Below are 18932 nucleotides of genomic sequence, written 5' to 3'. Positions count from 1 at the left end.
ATACTCTCCAATCTTCAAAAAATAAATAGCAGAGGAGGGGATTATTAACTACAGGTTTTCACTTGAGTTGATATTTTTAAGTTGTGTCTCCAGCTGCTTAAATTGTATTGCCATTTGTGAAATACAGCCCGCCATTTTTGTTTTTTCCTGCGCCAATCCATTCGGAAAGGCAGCATCTAGGCGGTATAATATTTCCCGTGCGCTAATATCATTATTAGCCCGCTCTTTTAATAGCTCAATTTGCTGTTGGTAGTCTTTGAGTTTACCAAAATCAGAATATAACTTATTATATCTTCCTTGAAGATCAATTAGCATATACTGAATAGGATCATTTTCATTCATAGAACACTCCTTTATATATACATTAAGCCATGTATTTATTCTGGACTATCCATTTCCGTCTGTCTTTTAGATTTACATTATTTTTTTAAAAAACAATCATGGAAAAGAAATTTAATTATTATAACGAATAGACAATGTATCAATGATGATTTCAGCACTATCCAGCGCCAATTTTACGTTATTAAGATATTTATAGTTATCCGGTGTTTGCTGTAGAGATAATTGATAGTCAATAATTAACTTTTCTTTTCTCAATAATTCTTTCTTTTGCTGAATATTTTTGGAGTGAGACTTAATATCATCTTCCAACTCAGTAATATGTTGCATTCGCTTACTCCCCTATTCTTAAAAACCCATTGGTATGTGGATTAATTGGTTAGCTTTTAACAGTGATATACCCTGCTCGCCGATAAAAATCACTTTATAACCATTTGCCAGCATCGTTCCTTGTTGCAAACGCAAGCCATTCGCCAGTTGCACAAAACCTGAATGGCGGTTTCCGCCATAACTGACAATCCCGGCAGGGAGTAGCTGCTCAGTTTGATCTGAAATGGGGATATTCTGATATCTCACCGCAAGGTAATCCGGTTGCTGCTGGGCCAGGGTTTCCAGCATATTCATCAATTGCTGCTGTTGATCAGGTGACAATACACCACTGATGATCACCTCGTTATTACTTTGTCTCATGCTGAGATAACCTAACAGCCCCAGCTTCTTTAAGCGCTCAACTAATAGCGAAATTTGTCCATCGTGAGTATTAACAACTTTCCAGCGCTTTAATCCTGCGACACTAGCCAACGCTTTCTGGACATCTAGCCATTGCGCCCCCATTTCAATCGAGCCATGGAGAATAATATCCCCAGATTTTTCGCCTATTTTAACCTCAACATCTTGGTAGCCGTACTGATGCAATACATCGTTGATACTGGTGATTAAGTGGTCATCACAAACTAACTGATTCTGAAAAACAATATGATTTAACACCAAGAAGTTCTGCAAATTAATAATCGCGGAAGAGGATGTACAGTGACCACTCAGCATCACGCTACCATCTGAGAGCCAACTTCCTTTTACACCCTGTAAAGCCGGTTTTTTTAACTGTTCAGAGAGTTGGGTCGGCATATCTGGGGTAAAATAAGCTTGCAGTTCTTTAGGTTGCTGCATAACCCAAAAGATCAATATGAGTAGCAGTGACAATAGGATTAATGTCACTACCGATAACCACAGCAATAAGTGCGCTCCAGCCCGAGGAGTAATTTTAACGCCACTTAAAACGTCATTTTCCTCGCCGAGGACCAATATCAATCCGGAGGTTTCGATCGCCTGTTTTAGCGGGAGTGCTTGCTGCAAATTATGTCGGAAACCATTAACCCACACCTCGCCAGCGACCTGCATCATTATTTGGTGTTCGCTGATGACCAACGTCAATATTTCTCCCTGCGGTAGGGGCAATAGCACATCACAGCCCTGCTCACCCAGTGTAAATTTCCCCTCAGGGAGTCTCAGTTCACGCCCTTTAAGTTCACCATTTAATAGACGGAGTTTATAGCTTACGGTCATATAACTCCCCCGTATTAACTGGCACCGCTTTAATCAAAAATAACCTAACAACGCTGTGAGATTGCTTATCCGTACTGCGGAATAATCCGCCTAATAACGGGATATCACCCAACAAAGGGATCTTATTTTGCGATTCAATTTGCTTGTCTTGAATAAAGCCACCCAAGAGTAAACTTTGCCCGACACGTAACGTGGCCTGGGTCGAGATATCTGAGTTTTGTATTTCTGGTAACGGCTCGCTATTGCTGATCGGTGCCTGTTGTTGCCCATCCTGAATATTCAGATTGAGCAGCACCTCTTTTTCACCGTCCGCATCAATCATTCTCGGCGTGACCCGCAATAGTGATCCTGATGTAATTGATTCAAGTTTGGCGACTTTGTCACCTTGTAGCTTGGTATAAAAGGTGACATTTTTATCTAAAACCGCTTGAATATTATTCAGGGTCACCACCGAAGGCTGTGATAAAACTCTGGCACGGGAGTTTTTTTGTAAGGCATTCAGGCGCACCATAAAGTTACTAGTATCACCAATAACAGTAGAGAATCCATCAGCACTATTTTTGCCCGTGCCACTACTCCCCGATCCACTATTAAATGAAATTCCTGCCCCGCCAATAGACGTAGACGCTGACCAGTCAATACCCAGTTGGCTGATATCCCCGGCATCAACATCAATAATGGTCACCGAGATCTCTATTTGAATTGGGCGCTGATCCAACTGTGCAATTAAGCTGCGGTAGATCGGCATATTGACCTGACGATCTCGAACAATAATGGAATTTTGCCGAGGATCTGCTGAGAAGAGTGGGGTGCTGATCGGCGAATTTGTTTGTCCTTTTCCACCCACCAGCGGCAAATTATTGGCCATCGTCATTTCCCGTAACACACTGACCAAGCCCGGTAATTTAACTTGTTGATCACGATACTGATAACTTGAGTCCGCCGCAGAGGCATATTTTAGTTGGAAGACGGACACCGTTTCTTTATTTTCATTTTGACTGCGAATTTGTGCAGAAAGCATTCTGCTCAATGTGGTCACGCGCTCAATACAGATAGGAACCCCCGTCACTTCAATGGCACCAAGGCGAGAAACCGCTTTGACAACACAATTTTTAGCCGCCGGAACACCACTACTTTGTAGATATTTTATCAGCGTGCTGGTCGATAACCCATCGGGCGATATAAATTCCCGTCGAATGGACTGGGCTTTGTAAAAATAGAGAATGTCTCCGTCGTAGTACCAGGTAATGTTATACAACCCGGCTAGCTCAGACAGTATCTCCGCTGGAGTTTTATCACGGATTTTCCCACTAAAGTGTTCACTTATTTCCGGGCTAACCACTACCGGAATACCATAATTTATCCCTAAATCTTTTAGTAGGTCAGAAACGGCAATACTCCGGCTATAAATAAAGAAAGACTCACCTTGCCAAGGGATCTCTTGCCCCTGGGCCAGTGACGCGAACAAAAGTAATATTGAACCTGCCACTCTTTTCATAAATTCACCCTCATATTTTTCTTATCGGTTTCAATGAAACATCTGTTTTGGGTGAGTTAACTTTGGTAACCAAAGAGTTAAGATGCTGAATAATTGAATGTATTTGTTCTAACTTTATCGATAGCGCCTGATGTTTCTCATCAAGGGTGCCGCGTTCATCGGCAGTATATCGGCCCCATAGCCACCAATAACCATCACTAAGCTGCAAGGCAAAGTCTTGCAGCTCCTCAAGAGATACCAACATAAGGGTGATATATCGAATAGTCGCATCAGATATCATTTTTCTGTCTATAAAAAAAACACCAATACAAATTGAGTGCTTATAATCCATTGCCTTAAATGGAATGCCTCTTAAGGTAAAGTGAATAATATTAATATCTGATAAGTTGATATCATTAATTAAAGGCTGCACTTTAAAAATTTCCAGCATCGACAATAACTCCTGCATTACTACAGTTCTATTATCCGCTGTATATCACTATTCGCCACAAGGCGAAAACCTGAATTTCATTTTTATAATTAAATGAATCCATAACGAGGAATGATGAATTCAGTGTAATTCTTGATATCAAATTTTGACTGTGGCGTACTAAAAAAAACAGTTAGGTGACTTTATGGGCAATACATCATCATGGACAATTCATCATCACTCGTCACTCGATTGACACTCATACTGGGCATCACATTAATGGCCATTTGGTTAATCTCGATTTCGGCTACGGCATTTTTTTCATATGAGGATACACGTCAACGACTGGTGAATGAATTAACACATATGGCGTCATTACGTGCAGATTTAAGCAATTACCAATTTGAAGGGGCTGAACGTGATGCCGCATCGTTAATCAACCACCAGATAAGCTATCAGTCGATCTGGCGGCTCCCGATTCCCCACTTAGAGAGTGATACAGATAACAGCGTCCCTTTTAGCTCAGGGAACTGTAGTGTTATCCAATCCAGGCATAATTACCCCATCACTCAAGCTTACGGCAATTCCGGTCAAACCTATTATCTCGACAGTTTTACCATTAATAGCAAAAATGGAATCACCCTATTCCGACCACAATCTGTATCCATTAATTATTTGAGTCAGCGACGGAAGGAGTTGCTTCTACTGCCAATATTCCCGAGTCACGACAATATTTTCTGGGGTATGCCGACTTATTCTGCGCAAAATGGCTGGCATGTTTCTGTGGCCGCATGTGATCAAAAAGGCTCATTAGCCGGTTTTTCATTAAAACTAAATGAATTATTCACTGATAATCAACCAATAGGACAACGGGACATTAATATATGGCTGGATAAAAATGGCGAGTTATTACCAATATCCCAACAGAATATACCGTTAAGTCAATTACATGACATTGTTCGCCAGCTAAAAAATATTCAGTTACATGATGGCTGGCAGCAGACGTCAGATTATTTAGTCTTGAGAACGCAGTTAAAAGGCCCTGGTTGGCAACAATTAGTGATATATCCCAGAGTCGGTTTTGCCTGGGAAGCGGCCAAGCCCGCCTTACATCAACTGCCCTTTGCCTTCGCTATTTTGCTGTTACTCACGCTAGTGCTTTCATTATTGCTGCGTTATTACCTGGCAATTCCCCTCTGGAACTTCGTTAATATTATGGCGGCCACGGGCCCAAAAACTATGGAGCCGCGTTTGCCCGTTAAGCGCATGGATGAGTTAGGACAAATTGCCTGTGCTTACAATCACTTACTAGATGCACTGAATGAGCAATACGACACACTGGAAATGAAAGTCAAGAAACGCACCCTGGCGCTGGCAAAATCAAAGCAGGCTGCCGAGCAAGCTAACCGCCGCAAGCGCATGCATCTGACCACTATTAGTCATGAAATTCGCACCCCCCTAAATGGGGCTTTAGGCGCGGTTGAATTATTGCAAAATACGACTCTAACCACTGAACAATATCAGTTGGCGGAGACAGCTCGCCAGTGTTCACAATCGCTATTGGCAATAATCAATAATCTCTTGGATTTCTCTCGCATTGAGTCGGGTCAAATGACGTTATCTCAGGAGAAAACGGCGCTATTACCTCTATTAGATCAGGCCATGCTGGCGGTTCATAGCCAAGTATTGAGTCAATCAGTGATTCTCTCTACTTATGTCAGCTCAGACGTCCCTCTATCACTTGAATTAGACAGCCAACGATTAAAACAGATTCTGATTAATTTATTGGGCAATGCCATTAAATTTACTCAACAGGGTCATATTAGTCTTAATATCGAACGTCAAGACAAACATCTCTGTTTCACTGTTGAAGATACTGGCTGTGGCATTGATATACAGCATCAGCAGGCGATATTCAGCCCCTTTGTCCAAACGTGTGACCATCGGCATGGCACTGGTTTAGGGCTAACAATTGCAGATAATCTGGCAAGAATGATGGGGGGGGAAATTACGCTGTTCAGTCAATTAGGTCAGGGTAGCCGTTTCACATTAAGTTTGCCGTATCAGGGGATAACCCCAGCCAAGCCTTTTAAAGGCGAATTATGCGCACCGTCGTCATTACACCCGCAATTATCTGCCTGGGGTATTACCTGCTTACCAGAAAATAATGAGTCTTTACTCTCGCCGTCGGGGCCATTTACTGATAAAGAGCTGAACTATCTACCAGGCCGCTTATATACCAAAGTAGAAAAGTACCTGAGCGACCAGAATTCTCCCGAATTATCTGTGCATGAGATACAGCAAAAACTTCCACTGCAACCTTGGCATATGTCTATATTGCTGGTCGATGATGCAGAAACGAATCGTGATATTACCGGTATGATGCTCCGGCAGTTGGGGCACCAAGTCACATTGGCCGAGAGTGGTGAGGTGGCACTGCATCTTGGTCAAACTCAACGTTTTGATCTGGTATTAATGGATATTCGTATGCCGGGTATGGATGGACTGACAACCACCCGCTGTTGGCGTGAGGATATAATTAATCGTGATAATCGCTGCATGATAACGGCACTGAGTGCCAATACTAACCCTGACGAAAAAATAAAGGCCTATCAAGCGGGGATGAACCACTATCTCTCTAAACCGATCACTATTTGCCAATTGGCAGAAGTGCTCGATCTGGCAGCACAATTTCAACTTGAGCGCGATATCACTCTCTCCCCACACATCTCAATCCCCAGACCGTTATTAAATGTGGATGATAACTTGCTTCGTCTGAAATTATCTCAGTCGCTAAAAGTGCTGGTGCAGCAGGCAAGCGAATCTCTCACTCATATTCCCAGCTTATCGCACATCATCCACACGCTAAAAGGCTGCGCCGGTCAAGCGGGGCTTATTGAATTACAAAATGCAGCCATTCAACTGGAAATAGCCATTGAAGCCAAGGAGACCATTACACAGCAAGATCTCACTCGCCTGGACGAGATAATTCATTCGTTATTAGCTTAGGAGTTCCTACGACTCCATTTCAATCATCAGGTAAAAGGAAGGACTTTATGAAAACGAAATTACTGATCGTCGACGATCATGAACTGATTATTAATGGGATTAAAAATATGCTCGCGGCTTATCCGCGCTATCATATTGTCGGTCAGGCGGAAAATGGGCTAGACGTCTATAATTTATGTCGTCAGGCTGAGCCAGATATGGCAATTATTGATTTAGGTCTACCCGGTATGGATGGTCTTGATGTAATTATTCAGCTTCTTCGCCGCTGGCCAACCATGAAGATTTTGGCACTAACAGCACGTCATGAGGAGCATTACGCCAGCAGAACATTAAGCAGTGGAGCGCTAGGTTATGTTTTAAAGAAAAGCTCGCAGCAGATTCTAATGGCTGCGATTCAAACAGTGTCAGCGGGGAAGCGCTATATTGATCCTGCGCTAAATAGCGAGTTGGTGAGTAAACTGTCGCAAGATACCGAGAACAACCAACCCATTCTCACGCCACGAGAACGGCAAATTCTAAAACTAATTACCGAAGGTGCCTGTAATCGTATTATTGCGGACCGACTTTCGATCAGCCAAAAAACAGTTGAGACTCATCGGCTTAATATGATGAAAAAACTGGATGTGCACAAAGTAGCCGAGCTTATTCATTGGTCATATCGTTTAGGATTAAATGTATAATTACGGCAACTTAACGAGTGCAATATAGATGGCAAAAAACAATTACCCCCTATCAGCATTACTCTGGTAGGGGGGGTCGTTGCCGAGCAGCATCGTGCGAAACTTAATGAACCAATGATTCGTTAACTGATGCACGCCTGATATTAACCTTGGCTAACAGGTGTCTGCTTCGGTGCAAATAGCGCTTTTTCATATGCCTTGGCTTTCTTATGGTCAAACTGGTGTTCCCACTTGGCAATAACCAGTACCGCTAACGCATTACCCACCACGTTCAGCGCCGTTCGAGCCATATCCAAAATACGGTCCACACCGGCAATAAAGGCCAAACCTTCCAATGGGATCCCCACGCTGCCTAATGTTGCCAGTAAGACAACAAAAGATACGCCAGGGACACCGGCAATGCCTTTTGACGTCACCATTAAGGTCAGTACCAAAATAATTTCTTGCCCGATGGAGAGTTCAATACCATATAACTGGGCAATAAAGATGGCGGCAATACTTTGGTATAGCGTAGAACCATCGAGGTTAAATGAATAACCTGTCGGCACCACAAAACTGGTGATGGATTTAGGTGCGCCATAGGCTTCCATTTTCTCAATAATTCGCGGCAACACGGTTTCAGAGCTGGCGGTAGAATAGGCTAGAATCAGCTCATCTTTAAGAATGCGAATTAAGATCCAAATACGCAATTTACACAATCTTGCCACGGTGCCCAGTACCACTAAAGCAAAGAAGAGAATAGCGGCGTAAACCAGAATAACCAACTTGGCGAGAGGAATGAGTGAGGCAAAACCAAAATTGGCTACAGTCACCGAGATCAAGCCAAATACCCCGATAGGCGCATAGCGCATTATCATGTGTGTGACTTTGAACATGCTTTCTGAAACAGCTTTAAACACATTCAACAGTGGTTCTTTGGTCTCTTTTGGTAATGAAGATAGCCCTAAACCAAACAATACTGAGAAGAAAATAATCGGCAACATATCGCCTTTCGCCATGGAAGCAAAGACGTTCGCTGGGATCAGCGACAAAATAGTGCTCACCAGACTGTGACTACCACTTTGTACTTGTTCCGTGGTTTTTTCGTACTGAGAGATATCCACTACTGTCAGTGCCGACATATCAATGCCATGCCCCGGCTGGAACACATTCGCTAAGGTGATCCCGACAATAATAGCGACAGTCGTAATAACTTCAAAATAGATGATGGTTTTCAGGCCAATGCGCCCGAGTTTCTTTGCATCACCCACACCGGCAATCCCTACGATCAGGGTTGAAATAACAATGGGGACAACAATCATTTTAATTAAGCGGATAAATATATCGCCCGCCGGACTTAAAACGTTACTAACTAACCACTCTCTGGATTCAATTTGATTATGTAGAATCGCACCAACCAAAATACCTAATACCAACGCAATGAGTATTTGCCAGGCCAGACCTATTTTTACACTTTTCATACCCTAAAAATCCCTCAAAGCATGCCATGAAATGCAAGTTACCAAGCATTTCAAATGGAATACTTAATCATTAAATACGGGGCTATAGTTGATGGAGCTTATGGTACGGCCTCCCGCCAGCCGTCCACGTTATAAATCAGTATCATTTTTGGGCACGCTTCTGCAAGCCTTGTTTACACCAAGCCGACATCGCGTCGAGATATAATCTCAGCACAAAAAACGGTCAAGATGTAGTAAACAATTGTTATTAAAAAAGTAAAACAGCTTGATAGCAAATAATAGCTTGGTGCATCAGTATAAAAAACAAACTAAATTAAATAACAAGAAAAATCCTATTCGTGTTCTATTTTTTGATGCATTGTGTTTCTTTCATGTTAAATTCAACTACCACAAGTCTCCGCTCATTTTAGATATTCTACAACTAGATCCCTGTTTTTTTTCAAAGCATAGACTGAAATTGATCTAAAATAGGAAAATATAAAAATGCATACCTATGCTATTCACTTATTTATTTTAATTCCTATATCTCTCTCTGGAATATATATCTCACTTTAATTACCATCCGATATTAAAATAGTATGATACTGCTATTGTAAATTTAATTTCTGTTTTTTGGTTAACCAGTTGCATTGAATTGCATTAATCACGCTACGTTAGTGCTCGAGATGATACATGCGCTTAAATATCTCCCTTTCACAGCAAAAATGAGCTGATTAGCACATTTCTTTCCTTTATTGCATGGCCTCAAATTCCTTCTCCTATCATTAAGATATCGATTCACCACGCAGCACGTTAAGTAAGTCTCTAAATCAACATCCTTTATGCGTGATCTGTCGCCCAAAAAAGAAACAAAACGTTCCTTCGCACTATAATTAACTTTTGATTGACATATTATTAACAATCTCAAGGAGAACTATTATGAGCCAAATACATAAACACCCTATTCCAACTGCAATTGCAGCGCATGCCCTGATAAGCCCAGAACAATATCATCAATACTATCAACAATCAGTGCAGAACCCGGATCAATTCTGGGGTGAACATGGCAAGATTATTGATTGGATTAAGCCGTATACCACAGTAAAAAATACCTCCTTTGATCCCGGCCATGTGAGCATCCGCTGGTTCGAAGATGGTACGCTGAATCTTGCCGCCAACTGCCTTGACCGCCATTTGGCTGAACGTGGCGATCAAACCGCGATTATCTGGGAGGGTGATGACCCTAACCAGTCAAAAACCGTCACCTATAAGCAACTTCATCATGATGTCTGCCAGTTTGCCAATGTGCTGAAAACACTGGGTATCAAAAAAGGTGATGTGGTTGCTATCTATATGCCTATGGTGCCAGAAGCCGCTGTTGCCATGCTGGCCTGCGCACGTATTGGCGCGGTTCACTCTGTTATTTTTGGTGGATTCTCACCAGATGCTGTTGCAGGCCGCATCATCGACTCTAACTCAAAATTGGTGATTACTGCCGACGAGGGCATCCGTGCTGGTCGCGCCATTCCACTGAAAAAAAATGTCGATGAGGCGCTGAAAAACCCAGCTATCACCAGTATCAAAAATGTGGTCGTATTCCAGCGCACCGGTAATGCCAGCTATTGGCAAGATGGGCGCGACTTGTGGTGGCATGACCTGATTAAAGAGGCCTCCGCCGACTGCCCAGCAGAGGAGATGAATGCGGAAGACCCGCTGTTTATCCTTTATACCTCCGGCTCCACGGGCAAACCGAAAGGGGTGTTACATACCACTGGCGGCTATCTGGTCTATGCCGCGCTGACCTTTAAGTATGTTTTCGATTACCACCCCGGCGACATCTACTGGTGTACCGCCGACGTCGGCTGGGTTACCGGCCACAGTTATCTGCTCTACGGCCCACTGGCTTGCGGTGCAATTACACTGATGTTTGAAGGTGTGCCGAACTATCCGGGCGTCAATCGCTTGGGTCAGGTTATCGATAAACATCAGGTTAATATTCTGTATACCGCCCCAACCGCGATCCGCGCCCTAATGGCCGAGGGTGATAAGGCCATCGAAGGAACCAAGCGCGATTCATTGCGCATCATGGGTTCGGTAGGTGAACCCATCAACCCAGAAGCTTGGGAGTGGTACTACAACAAGATCGGCAATAGCAAATGTCCGATTGTCGACACCTGGTGGCAAACGGAAACCGGCGGCTTCATGATAACCCCGCTACCGGGAGCGACTGAGTTGAAAGCCGGTTCTGCGACTCGCCCATTCTTTGGCGTACAACCCGCGATTGTCGACAATCTGGGCAATCCGCTGGAGGGGTCGGCAGAAGGTAATCTGGTCATTACTGACTCTTGGCCGGGTCAGGCCAGAACACTGTTTGGCGATCATGATCGTTTCGAACAAACCTACTTCTCCACCTTTAAAGGCATGTATTTCAGTGGTGATGGCGCCCGCCGTGACGAAGATGGCTACTACTGGATAACCGGCCGAGTCGATGATGTGTTGAACGTTTCAGGCCACCGCTTAGGTACTGCCGAGATTGAATCAGCCTTAGTCGCTCACCCCAAAATTGCCGAAGCAGCGGTTGTTGGGGTTCCGCACAGCATTAAAGGGCAGGCTATCTACGCCTACATCACATTGAATCATGGTGAAGAGCCAACACCAGAGCTCTATACCGAGGTTCGTAACTGGGTGCGCAAAGAGATTGGCCCGATCGCCACACCAGATATTCTGCACTGGACCGATTCGCTGCCAAAAACCCGCTCAGGCAAAATTATGCGTCGAATTCTGCGTAAAATTGCGGCGGGGGATACCAGCAACTTAGGGGATACCTCTACGCTGGCCGATCCGGGTGTTGTGGACAAATTACTGGAAGAAAAACAATCAATGCAAACACCGTCGTAAATTGTGCCGCCTGCGGGCGGCAACCTTAATTAATGCCTCAAAGGAGAAACTCTGATGAATGACAGCATTTATCAAGAGATTGAAAATAACCCGCGTTTCAAAGAGTTGGTGCAAAAGCGTGGTCGCTTTGCCTGGCTACTGTCGCTGATTACTTTGGCGCTGTATGTCGGCTTCATTTTCCTTATTGCTTTCGAACCACAATGGCTCGGCACCCCGCTCTACGCCGGTTCCAGCATTACTCGCGGTATTCCCGTTGGTGTGGGGCTGATTGTTATTTCTTTTGTTCTTACCGGTATTTACGTAATTCGTGCTAATGGCGAGTTTGACCGTCTGACGGCAGAAATTCTTCGCGAGGTGAAGCAATGAAGATCCGCCATTGGTCTGCACTTTCCTTACTGGCTCTGCCTGCGCTGTCACAGGCAGATGCAATAACTGGCGAAGTTCATCGCCAACCGCTAAACATCCAGGCGATCGTGATGTTCCTTCTGTTTGTCGGCGCAACACTGTATATCACCTACTGGGCGTCAAAACGGACCCGCTCCCGACAGGACTATTACACCGCAGGCGGGCGGATTACCGGCTTCCAAAATGGCCTGGCGATCGCCGGTGATTTTATGTCGGCAGCATCCTTCCTCGGCATTTCTGCACTGGTTTATACCTCCGGCTACGATGGCTTAATTTACTCCATCGGGTTCTTAATCGGCTGGCCGATCATTCTGTTTTTAATCGCGGAACGTCTGCGTAATCTGGGGCGCTATACCTTTGCCGATGTGGCTTCCTATCGATTGAAGCAAAAGCCCATTCGAACTTTATCCGCCTGTGGTTCATTAGTGGTCGTTGCCCTGTATCTGATAGCCCAAATGGTGGGTGCAGGCAAATTGATCCAGCTGTTATTTGGCTTGAACTACTACGTCGCTGTGGTGCTGGTCGGTATCTTGATGGTGCTGTATGTACTGTTTGGTGGCATGTTGGCAACCACATGGGTGCAGATTATTAAGGCGGTCATGTTGCTGGCCGGTGCATCATTTATGGCCCTAATGGTCATGAAATCCGTTAATTTTAACTTCAATACACTATTTAGCGAGGCTGTCAAAGTTCACCCTAAAGGCCTGGCAATCATGAGCCCAGGCGGGTTGGTCTCTGACCCCATATCAGCACTATCTCTTGGTCTGGCATTGATGTTTGGTACTGCGGGTTTACCCCACATTCTGATGCGCTTCTTTACGGTAAGTGATGCGAAAGAGGCACGTAAAAGTGTGTTCTACGCCACTGGTTTTATCGGCTACTTCTACATCTTGACCTTCATTATTGGGTTTGGCGCGATTCTATTAGTTGGCCCGAATCCCGCATTTAAAGATGCAGCAGGCGCACTGCTGGGTGGTAACAATATGGCGGCAGTCCATCTGGCTGATGCCGTTGGTGGTAGCTTCTTCTTAGGATTTATCTCAGCGGTTGCCTTTGCAACCATTCTCGCCGTCGTCGCCGGCCTGACATTAGCGGGTGCATCGGCGGTCTCCCATGACCTTTACGCTAGTGTGATTAAGAATGGTAAAGCGAATGAGCGCGATGAGCTGAAAGTCTCAAAAATTACGGTCGTGGTGTTAGGATTCGTGGCTATTGGTTTGGGGATTCTGTTTGAAAAACAGAACATTGCCTTCATGGTAGGTTTGGCATTCTCCATTGCAGCCAGCTGTAACTTCCCCATTATCTTCATCTCGATGTATTGGGAAAAACTGACCACCCGTGGTGCGATGATTGGCGGCTGGTTGGGGTTATTGACGGCGGTTATTCTGATGATTTTAGGCCCCACCATCTGGGTAACGATTCTGGGACATGCAAAACCAATCTATCCGTATGAATACCCTGCACTGTTCTCAATGATAGTGGCGTTCGTCGGCATCTGGTTCTTCTCCATCACCGATACTTCAGAAGCAGGTCAGCAAGAGCGCCTGCGCTTCAAAGCTCAGTTTGTCCGCTCACAAACGGGCTTGGGCGCATCACAAAGTAGCTCTCACTGATAAAGTTTTATCGCGACAAGGCCCCTCGGGGCCTAAGGTTATTGACAAAGTGCCGGTTGTGGAGAGAACAGCTAGATCGTAAAGACGCCGTAAATCCTTCCCTGGAGGCTCGAGCCGCTCCATCCCTGGCGCGGACGCTTTACTCTTCTACCCGCCCTCTCCGTTCCAGATCGCGTCATCGGGGGTTTGTCAGCACTCTGGGCCCCTCGGGGCCTTTTTTTATGGTTTTAACCAACGATCTAACCACGGAAAAACCACGTCTTGCTGCTCTTGATAAAATACATGTCCGAGATCCGGCCAACTGCGAGTGACCAGCCGCGACTCCGCATTTTGCGAACGCCAGATGGCATGCACTTTGCTGTAGGCCTGCTCGACTGCCGCTGACGGGAATAATTTATCTTTGCCACCATTAAAAAGTAGCATCGGCTTTGGCGCAGCTAAACTGGCAATATCAGGGAAATCCAACTTATTGGCGATACCGGGATGAAGCATGTAGAAAGCTGACTGCCCGCGCAGCACATTGTTGCTCGGCGTCATCAGACCTTGATAGTTGCCAAACCAGGATACAGCTGCGGTTGCGGCCACCTTATCTGACAGTGCCGCCAGTTGCCATGCACGGTATGCTCCCATAGAAAAACCGAGCGCCCCAATACGTTGGCGATCAACTGACGGGAGTGTCGCCAGAAAATCAACAGTCCGCATATCTTCATAAGCCATATTGCCAGCTAATGAGCGGCCGAGATTAAAGAAATTGCTGGCTAAAGCCTGCTGCTGCTCATAGCTCATAGGGCCTCTATCACCCCAGCCAATAGCATCAATAGAGAGCACCACATAGCCACGTTTTGCCAACTCATCGCCGATAAACTTGCCGCTAAAGAATTTATCTGACCACGCCTGCGCCGAGGCCAGTTGTGCGCTATCCCCCCAAGGGCGGATCATTTTCTCTTTACCAATATCAAACTTAGAGCCGTGATCATGCAAAAGAACAATCGCCGGATGAGGGCCTTGCCGTTTAGGGGTTAATAGCAATCCCTGCACACGACTTTCGTCAGTGATATTAAATACTATTTTTTCAGCGACATAACTCCCACGATCTTGCTGATCTATCCTCTCTGCGGCGAACGCAATTGTTGAGTCAGGGGTAAGCAATGCTTGCCGGAAGATTTTTCGCGTATCACTTTTCCATAGCGCGAAATCTGTATATTTCCCAGCAAGCCATGAGCTTTGGTATGTCATCTGTTTTTTTAACTGCGGGTAGAAGACAGGAAGATTATTTTCGGTAATGGCTTCTTTTTGATGTGTCACTGAACTTGCCTGCACAGCTGTAACAGCAAGCATCGCAGATAGTGCGAGAGTGCGTACGAAGAGACCTGCATTCATTCAAACCTCACAATCAAAACATCGTTCCAATTTAAGATTGAATGATTTTAAAGAAATAAAGGCTATTTTCTGTGGCGGGAACGATAGAAATGGGAGAAAACTAAAAAAGATTAATTCGGGGTAGATAATATTAGTCTCAACTTTAGGATGAGCCTCACCCCTTCGGGGGCAGCACAGGCGCTGTTCAAACTGCATTCGCAATTTGCTCAAGTCGCACTCAGTTAAAAACCATAAGCAAAAAAAGCCACTCATCAGTGGCAGGAGGTTATTGACAAAGTCGCCTGAGCGGAGAGAACGGTCAGATCGTAAAGACGCCGTAAAATCATCCCTGATGGCGCGGACACTTTACTCTTCTGCCCATCCCCACTGTTATCGATCGAGTCATCGAGGTTTGTCAGCAGTCTGGCAGGTTTTTGTCTTTTTACACATAGCAAAAACCCCACGCTTTTGGCATGGGGTTTCGGCTTGATTTGATGCCTGGCAGTGTCCTACTCTCGCATGGGGAGACCCCACACTACCATCGGCGCTACGGCGTTTCACTTCTGAGTTCGGCATGGGATCAGGTGGGACCACCGCGCTATGGCCGCCAGGCAAATTCTGTTTTAACTCACCCGCTTCACAATAATATATCGTGCAGCCAGTCAGTCCAATCTCGGAACTTCGCTGAAAATCTCTCTCTCTCAAACCACCAAAACACCTTTGGTGTTGTAAGGTTAAGCCTCACGGATCATTAGTACTGGTTAGCTCAATGCATCGCTGCACTTACACACCCAGCCTATCAACGTCATAGTCTTTAACGTTCCTTCAGGGGGCTTAAAGCCCCAGGGAAGACTCATCTCGAGGCAAGTTTCCCGCTTAGATGCTTTCAGCGGTTATCTCTTCCGAATTTAGCTACCGGGCAATGCCATTGGCATGACAACCCGAACACCAGTGATTCGTCCACTCCGGTCCTCTCGTACTAGGAGCAGCCCCTCTCAATCTTCCAACGCCCACGGCAGATAGGGACCGAACTGTCTCACGACGTTCTAAACCCAGCTCGCGTACCACTTTAAATGGCGAACAGCCATACCCTTGGGACCTACTTCAGCCCCAGGATGTGATGAGCCGACATCGAGGTGCCAAACACCGCCGTCGATATGAACTCTTGGGCGGTATCAGCCTGTTATCCCCGGAGTACCTTTTATCCGTTGAGCGATGGCCCTTCCATTCAGAACCACCGGATCACTAAGACCTACTTTCGTACCTGCTCGAGCCGTCACTCTCGCAGTCAAGCTAGCTTATGCCTTTGCACTAACCTCACGATGTCCGACCGTGATTAGCTAACCTTCGTGCTCCTCCGTTACTCTTTGGGAGGAGACCGCCCCAGTCAAACTACCCACCAGACACTGTCCTCACCCCGGATTACGGGGCCGAGTTAGAACATCAAACATTAAAGGGTGGTATTTCAAGGTTGGCTCCATGCAGACTGGCGTCCACACTTCAATGCCTCCCACCTATCCTACACATCAAGGCTCAATGTTCAGTGTCAAGCTATAGTAAAGGTTCACGGGGTCTTTCCGTCTTGCCGCGGGTACACTGCATCTTCACAGCGAGTTCAATTTCACTGAGTCTCGGGTGGAGACAGCCTGGCCATCATTACGCCATTCGTGCAGGTCGGAACTTACCCGACAAGGAATTTCGCTACCTTAGGACCGTTATAGTTACGGCCGCCGTTTACTGGGGCTTCGATCAAGAGCTTCGCCTTGCGGCTGACCCCATCAATTAACCTTCCAGCACCGGGCAGGCGTCACACCGTATACGTCCACTTTCGTGTTTGCACAGTGCTGTGTTTTTATTAAACAGTTGCAGCCAGCTGGTATCTGCGACTGGCTTCAGCTCCGAGAGCAAGTCTCTTCACCTACCGCCAGCGTGCCTTCTCCCGAAGTTACGGCACCATTTTGCCTAGTTCCTTCACCCGAGTTCTCTCAAGCGCCTGAGTATTCTCTACCTGACCACCTGTGTCGGTTTGGGGTACGATTTAATGTTACCTGATGCTTAGAGGCTTTTCCTGGAAGCTTGGCATCAACTACTTCACCACCGTAGTGGCTCGTCATCACACCTCAGCGTTGATAAGCAACCGGATTTACCTGGTCACTCCGCCTACATGCTTAAACCGGGACAACCGTCGCCCGGATAGCCTAGCCTTCTCCGTCCCCCCTTCGCAGTAACACCAAGTACAGGAATATTAACCTGTTTCCCATCGACTACGCTTTTCAGCCTCGCCTTAGGGGTCGACTCACCCTGCCCCGATTAACGTTGGACAGGAACCCTTGGTCTTCCGGCGTGCGGGTTTTTCACCCGCATTATCGTTACTTATGTCAGCATTCGCACTTCTGATACCTCCAGCAACCCTCACAGGTCACCTTCAACGGCTTACAGAACGCTCCCCTACCCAACAACACCTAAGTGTCGCTGCCGCAGCTTCGGTGCATGGTTTAGCCCCGTTACATCTTCCGCGCAGGCCGACTCGACCAGTGAGCTATTACGCTTTCTTTAAATGATGGCTGCTTCTAAGCCAACATCCTGGCTGTCTGTGCCTTCCCACATCGTTTCCCACTTAACCATGACTTTGGGACCTTAGCTGGCGGTCTGGGTTGTTTCCCTCTTCACGACGGACGTTAGCACCCGCCGTGTGTCTCCCGTGATAACATTCTTCGGTATTCGGAGTTTGCATCGGTTTGGTAAGTCGGGATGACCCCCTAGCCGAAACAGTGCTCTACCCCCGAAGATGAGTTCACGAGGCGCTACCTAAATAGCTTTCGGGGAGAACCAGCTATCTCCCGGTTTGATTGGCCTTTCACCCCCAGCCACAAGTCATCCGCTAATTTTTCAACATTAGTCGGTTCGGTCCTCCAGTTAGTGTTACCCAACCTTCAACCTGCCCATGGCTAGATCACCGGGTTTCGGGTCTATACCTTGCAACTAGACGCCCAGTTAAGACTCGGTTTCCCTACGGCTCCCCTATTCGGTTAACCTTGCTACAAAATATAAGTCGCTGACCCATTATACAAAAGGTACGCAGTCACACCACGAAGGTGCTCCCACTGCTTGTACGTACACGGTTTCAGGTTCTATTTCACTCCCCTCGCCGGGGTTCTTTTCGCCTTTCCCTCACGGTACTGGTTCACTATCGGTCAGTCAGGAGTATTTAGCCTTGGAGGATGGTCCCCCCATATTCAGACAGGATGTCACGTGTCCCGCCCTACTCATCGAGTTCACAGAATATGCATTTTTGTGTACGGGACTATCACCCTGTACCGTGCGACTTTCCAGACGCTTCCACTAACACATAAACTGATTCAGACTCTGGGCTCTTCCCCGTTCGCTCGCCGCTACTGGGGGAATCTCGGTTGATTTCTTTTCCTCGGGGTACTTAGATGTTTCAGTTCCCCCGGTTCGCCTTGCATGGCTATGTATTCACCATGCAATAGTGCAACGAATTGCACTGGGTTTCCCCATTCGGGTATCGTCGGTTGTAACGCTTCATATCAGCTTACCGACGCTTTTCGCAGATTAGCACGCCCTTCATCGCCTCTGACTGCCTAGGCATCCACCGTGTACGCTTAGTCGCTTAACCTCACAACCCGAAGGTGTCTTTGCAGACCCTTGCGTTGCGATTATTTGAGAGACTCTAATACAGGCTACTCCTTATCTCAGTAC

12 protein-coding genes and 2 rRNA genes are annotated in these 18932 nt (G+C 46.2%); 5 read left to right on the top strand and 9 right to left on the bottom strand.

What is annotated here, in order from left to right:
• Positions 1-48: 48 nt before the first annotated feature.
• The 5 genes from HRK25_RS07805 to HRK25_RS07785 all read right to left on the bottom strand — a co-directional run bounded on the left by HRK25_RS07805 (position 49) and on the right by HRK25_RS07785 (position 3830).
• Positions 49-342 carry a hypothetical protein gene (locus HRK25_RS07805; RefSeq protein WP_005278163.1) on the bottom strand — a complete coding sequence of 98 codons (294 nt, stop codon included), beginning with the start codon at positions 340-342 and terminating at the stop codon, positions 49-51.
• A gap of 111 nt (positions 343-453) precedes the next feature.
• Positions 454-669 (bottom strand): EscE/YscE/SsaE family type III secretion system needle protein co-chaperone, encoded by a 216-nt coding sequence (locus tag HRK25_RS07800; RefSeq protein ID WP_005278165.1) that lies wholly within the window; start codon positions 667-669, stop codon positions 454-456.
• A gap of 18 nt (positions 670-687) precedes the next feature.
• The gene (sctD, locus tag HRK25_RS07795; protein ID WP_032898689.1) at positions 688-1902 is read right to left on the bottom strand and encodes a type III secretion system inner membrane ring subunit SctD; all 1215 of its coding nucleotides are present in this window, start codon (positions 1900-1902) and stop codon (positions 688-690) included.
• On the bottom strand, positions 1886-3400 hold the full coding sequence (locus tag HRK25_RS07790; RefSeq protein ID WP_005278173.1) for an EscC/YscC/HrcC family type III secretion system outer membrane ring protein: 1515 nt from the start codon (positions 3398-3400) through the stop codon (positions 1886-1888). The genes sctD and HRK25_RS07790 overlap by 17 nt, the downstream gene beginning before the upstream one ends.
• A 10-nt stretch (positions 3401-3410) precedes the next feature.
• On the bottom strand, positions 3411-3830 hold the full coding sequence (locus tag HRK25_RS07785) for a hypothetical protein (RefSeq protein ID WP_099460594.1): 420 nt from the start codon (positions 3828-3830) through the stop codon (positions 3411-3413).
• A gap of 201 nt (positions 3831-4031) precedes the next feature.
• Here HRK25_RS07785 and HRK25_RS07780 point away from each other — a divergent pair, with 201 nt between their 5' ends.
• Positions 4032-6818 carry a two component system sensor kinase gene (locus HRK25_RS07780; RefSeq protein WP_005278187.1) on the top strand — a complete coding sequence of 929 codons (2787 nt, stop codon included), beginning with the start codon at positions 4032-4034 and terminating at the stop codon, positions 6816-6818.
• Positions 6819-6865: 47 nt separating this feature from the next.
• Positions 6866-7498 carry a two component system response regulator gene (locus tag HRK25_RS07775; RefSeq protein ID WP_005278190.1) on the top strand — a complete coding sequence of 211 codons (633 nt, stop codon included), beginning with the start codon at positions 6866-6868 and terminating at the stop codon, positions 7496-7498.
• A 143-nt stretch (positions 7499-7641) separates the two neighbouring features.
• Here the strand turns inward: HRK25_RS07775 and gltP are convergent, their stop codons facing one another.
• Complete coding sequence (gene gltP / locus HRK25_RS07770; RefSeq protein WP_005278192.1) at positions 7642-8958, bottom strand: glutamate/aspartate:proton symporter GltP; 1317 nt, start codon at positions 8956-8958, stop codon at positions 7642-7644.
• Between the two features lie 918 nt (positions 8959-9876).
• Between gltP and acs the strand changes: the two genes are divergently transcribed.
• From acs to actP, 3 genes are read left to right on the top strand one after another with little or no spacing between them, the layout of a single operon-like run.
• Positions 9877-11835 carry an acetate--CoA ligase gene (gene acs / locus HRK25_RS07765; protein ID WP_005278193.1) on the top strand — a complete coding sequence of 653 codons (1959 nt, stop codon included), beginning with the start codon at positions 9877-9879 and terminating at the stop codon, positions 11833-11835.
• 54 nt (positions 11836-11889) lie between these two features.
• Positions 11890-12201, top strand: coding sequence for a DUF485 domain-containing protein (locus HRK25_RS07760; RefSeq protein ID WP_004874055.1), 312 nt, complete (start codon positions 11890-11892; stop codon positions 12199-12201).
• Complete coding sequence (gene actP / locus HRK25_RS07755) at positions 12198-13853, top strand: cation/acetate symporter ActP (RefSeq protein WP_032898690.1); 1656 nt, start codon at positions 12198-12200, stop codon at positions 13851-13853. Before HRK25_RS07760 ends, actP begins: the two co-directional genes overlap by 4 nt.
• A 219-nt stretch (positions 13854-14072) precedes the next feature.
• Here actP and HRK25_RS07750 read toward each other — a convergent pair whose 3' ends face one another.
• The 3 genes from HRK25_RS07750 to HRK25_RS07740 all read right to left on the bottom strand — a co-directional run bounded on the left by HRK25_RS07750 (position 14073) and on the right by HRK25_RS07740 (position 18849).
• Positions 14073-15089: a dienelactone hydrolase family protein gene (locus HRK25_RS07750; protein WP_172678492.1), complete on the bottom strand. Its 1017-nt coding sequence runs from the start codon at positions 15087-15089 to the stop codon at positions 14073-14075.
• A 619-nt stretch (positions 15090-15708) separates the two neighbouring features.
• Positions 15709-15824 (bottom strand): 5S ribosomal RNA (gene rrf, locus HRK25_RS07745).
• Between the two features lie 118 nt (positions 15825-15942).
• Positions 15943-18849 (bottom strand): 23S ribosomal RNA (locus HRK25_RS07740).
• Between the last annotated feature and the right edge of the window lie 83 nt (positions 18850-18932).

It is taken from the genome of Yersinia bercovieri ATCC 43970, from assembly GCF_013282745.1.
Classification (GTDB): domain Bacteria; phylum Pseudomonadota; class Gammaproteobacteria; order Enterobacterales; family Enterobacteriaceae; genus Yersinia; species Yersinia bercovieri.
Note: the sequence above shows the minus strand (reverse complement) of the source record. Positions and strands in the feature narration are given on the sequence as shown.

Coding starts and splice junctions, on each gene's coding strand:
- HRK25_RS07805 (WP_005278163.1), bottom strand. CDS start 342: ATGAATGAAAATGATCCTATTCAGTATATGCTAATTGATCTTCAAGGA.
- HRK25_RS07800 (WP_005278165.1), bottom strand. CDS start 669: ATGCAACATATTACTGAGTTGGAAGATGATATTAAGTCTCACTCCAAA.
- sctD (WP_032898689.1), bottom strand. CDS start 1,902: ATGACCGTAAGCTATAAACTCCGTCTATTAAATGGTGAACTTAAAGGG.
- HRK25_RS07790 (WP_005278173.1), bottom strand. CDS start 3,400: ATGAAAAGAGTGGCAGGTTCAATATTACTTTTGTTCGCGTCACTGGCC.
- HRK25_RS07785 (WP_099460594.1), bottom strand. CDS start 3,830: ATGCTGGAAATTTTTAAAGTGCAGCCTTTAATTAATGATATCAACTTA.
- HRK25_RS07780 (WP_005278187.1), top strand. CDS start 4,032: ATGGACAATTCATCATCACTCGTCACTCGATTGACACTCATACTGGGC.
- HRK25_RS07775 (WP_005278190.1), top strand. CDS start 6,866: ATGAAAACGAAATTACTGATCGTCGACGATCATGAACTGATTATTAAT.
- gltP (WP_005278192.1), bottom strand. CDS start 8,958: ATGAAAAGTGTAAAAATAGGTCTGGCCTGGCAAATACTCATTGCGTTG.
- acs (WP_005278193.1), top strand. CDS start 9,877: ATGAGCCAAATACATAAACACCCTATTCCAACTGCAATTGCAGCGCAT.
- HRK25_RS07760 (WP_004874055.1), top strand. CDS start 11,890: ATGAATGACAGCATTTATCAAGAGATTGAAAATAACCCGCGTTTCAAA.
- actP (WP_032898690.1), top strand. CDS start 12,198: ATGAAGATCCGCCATTGGTCTGCACTTTCCTTACTGGCTCTGCCTGCG.
- HRK25_RS07750 (WP_172678492.1), bottom strand. CDS start 15,089: ATGACATACCAAAGCTCATGGCTTGCTGGGAAATATACAGATTTCGCG.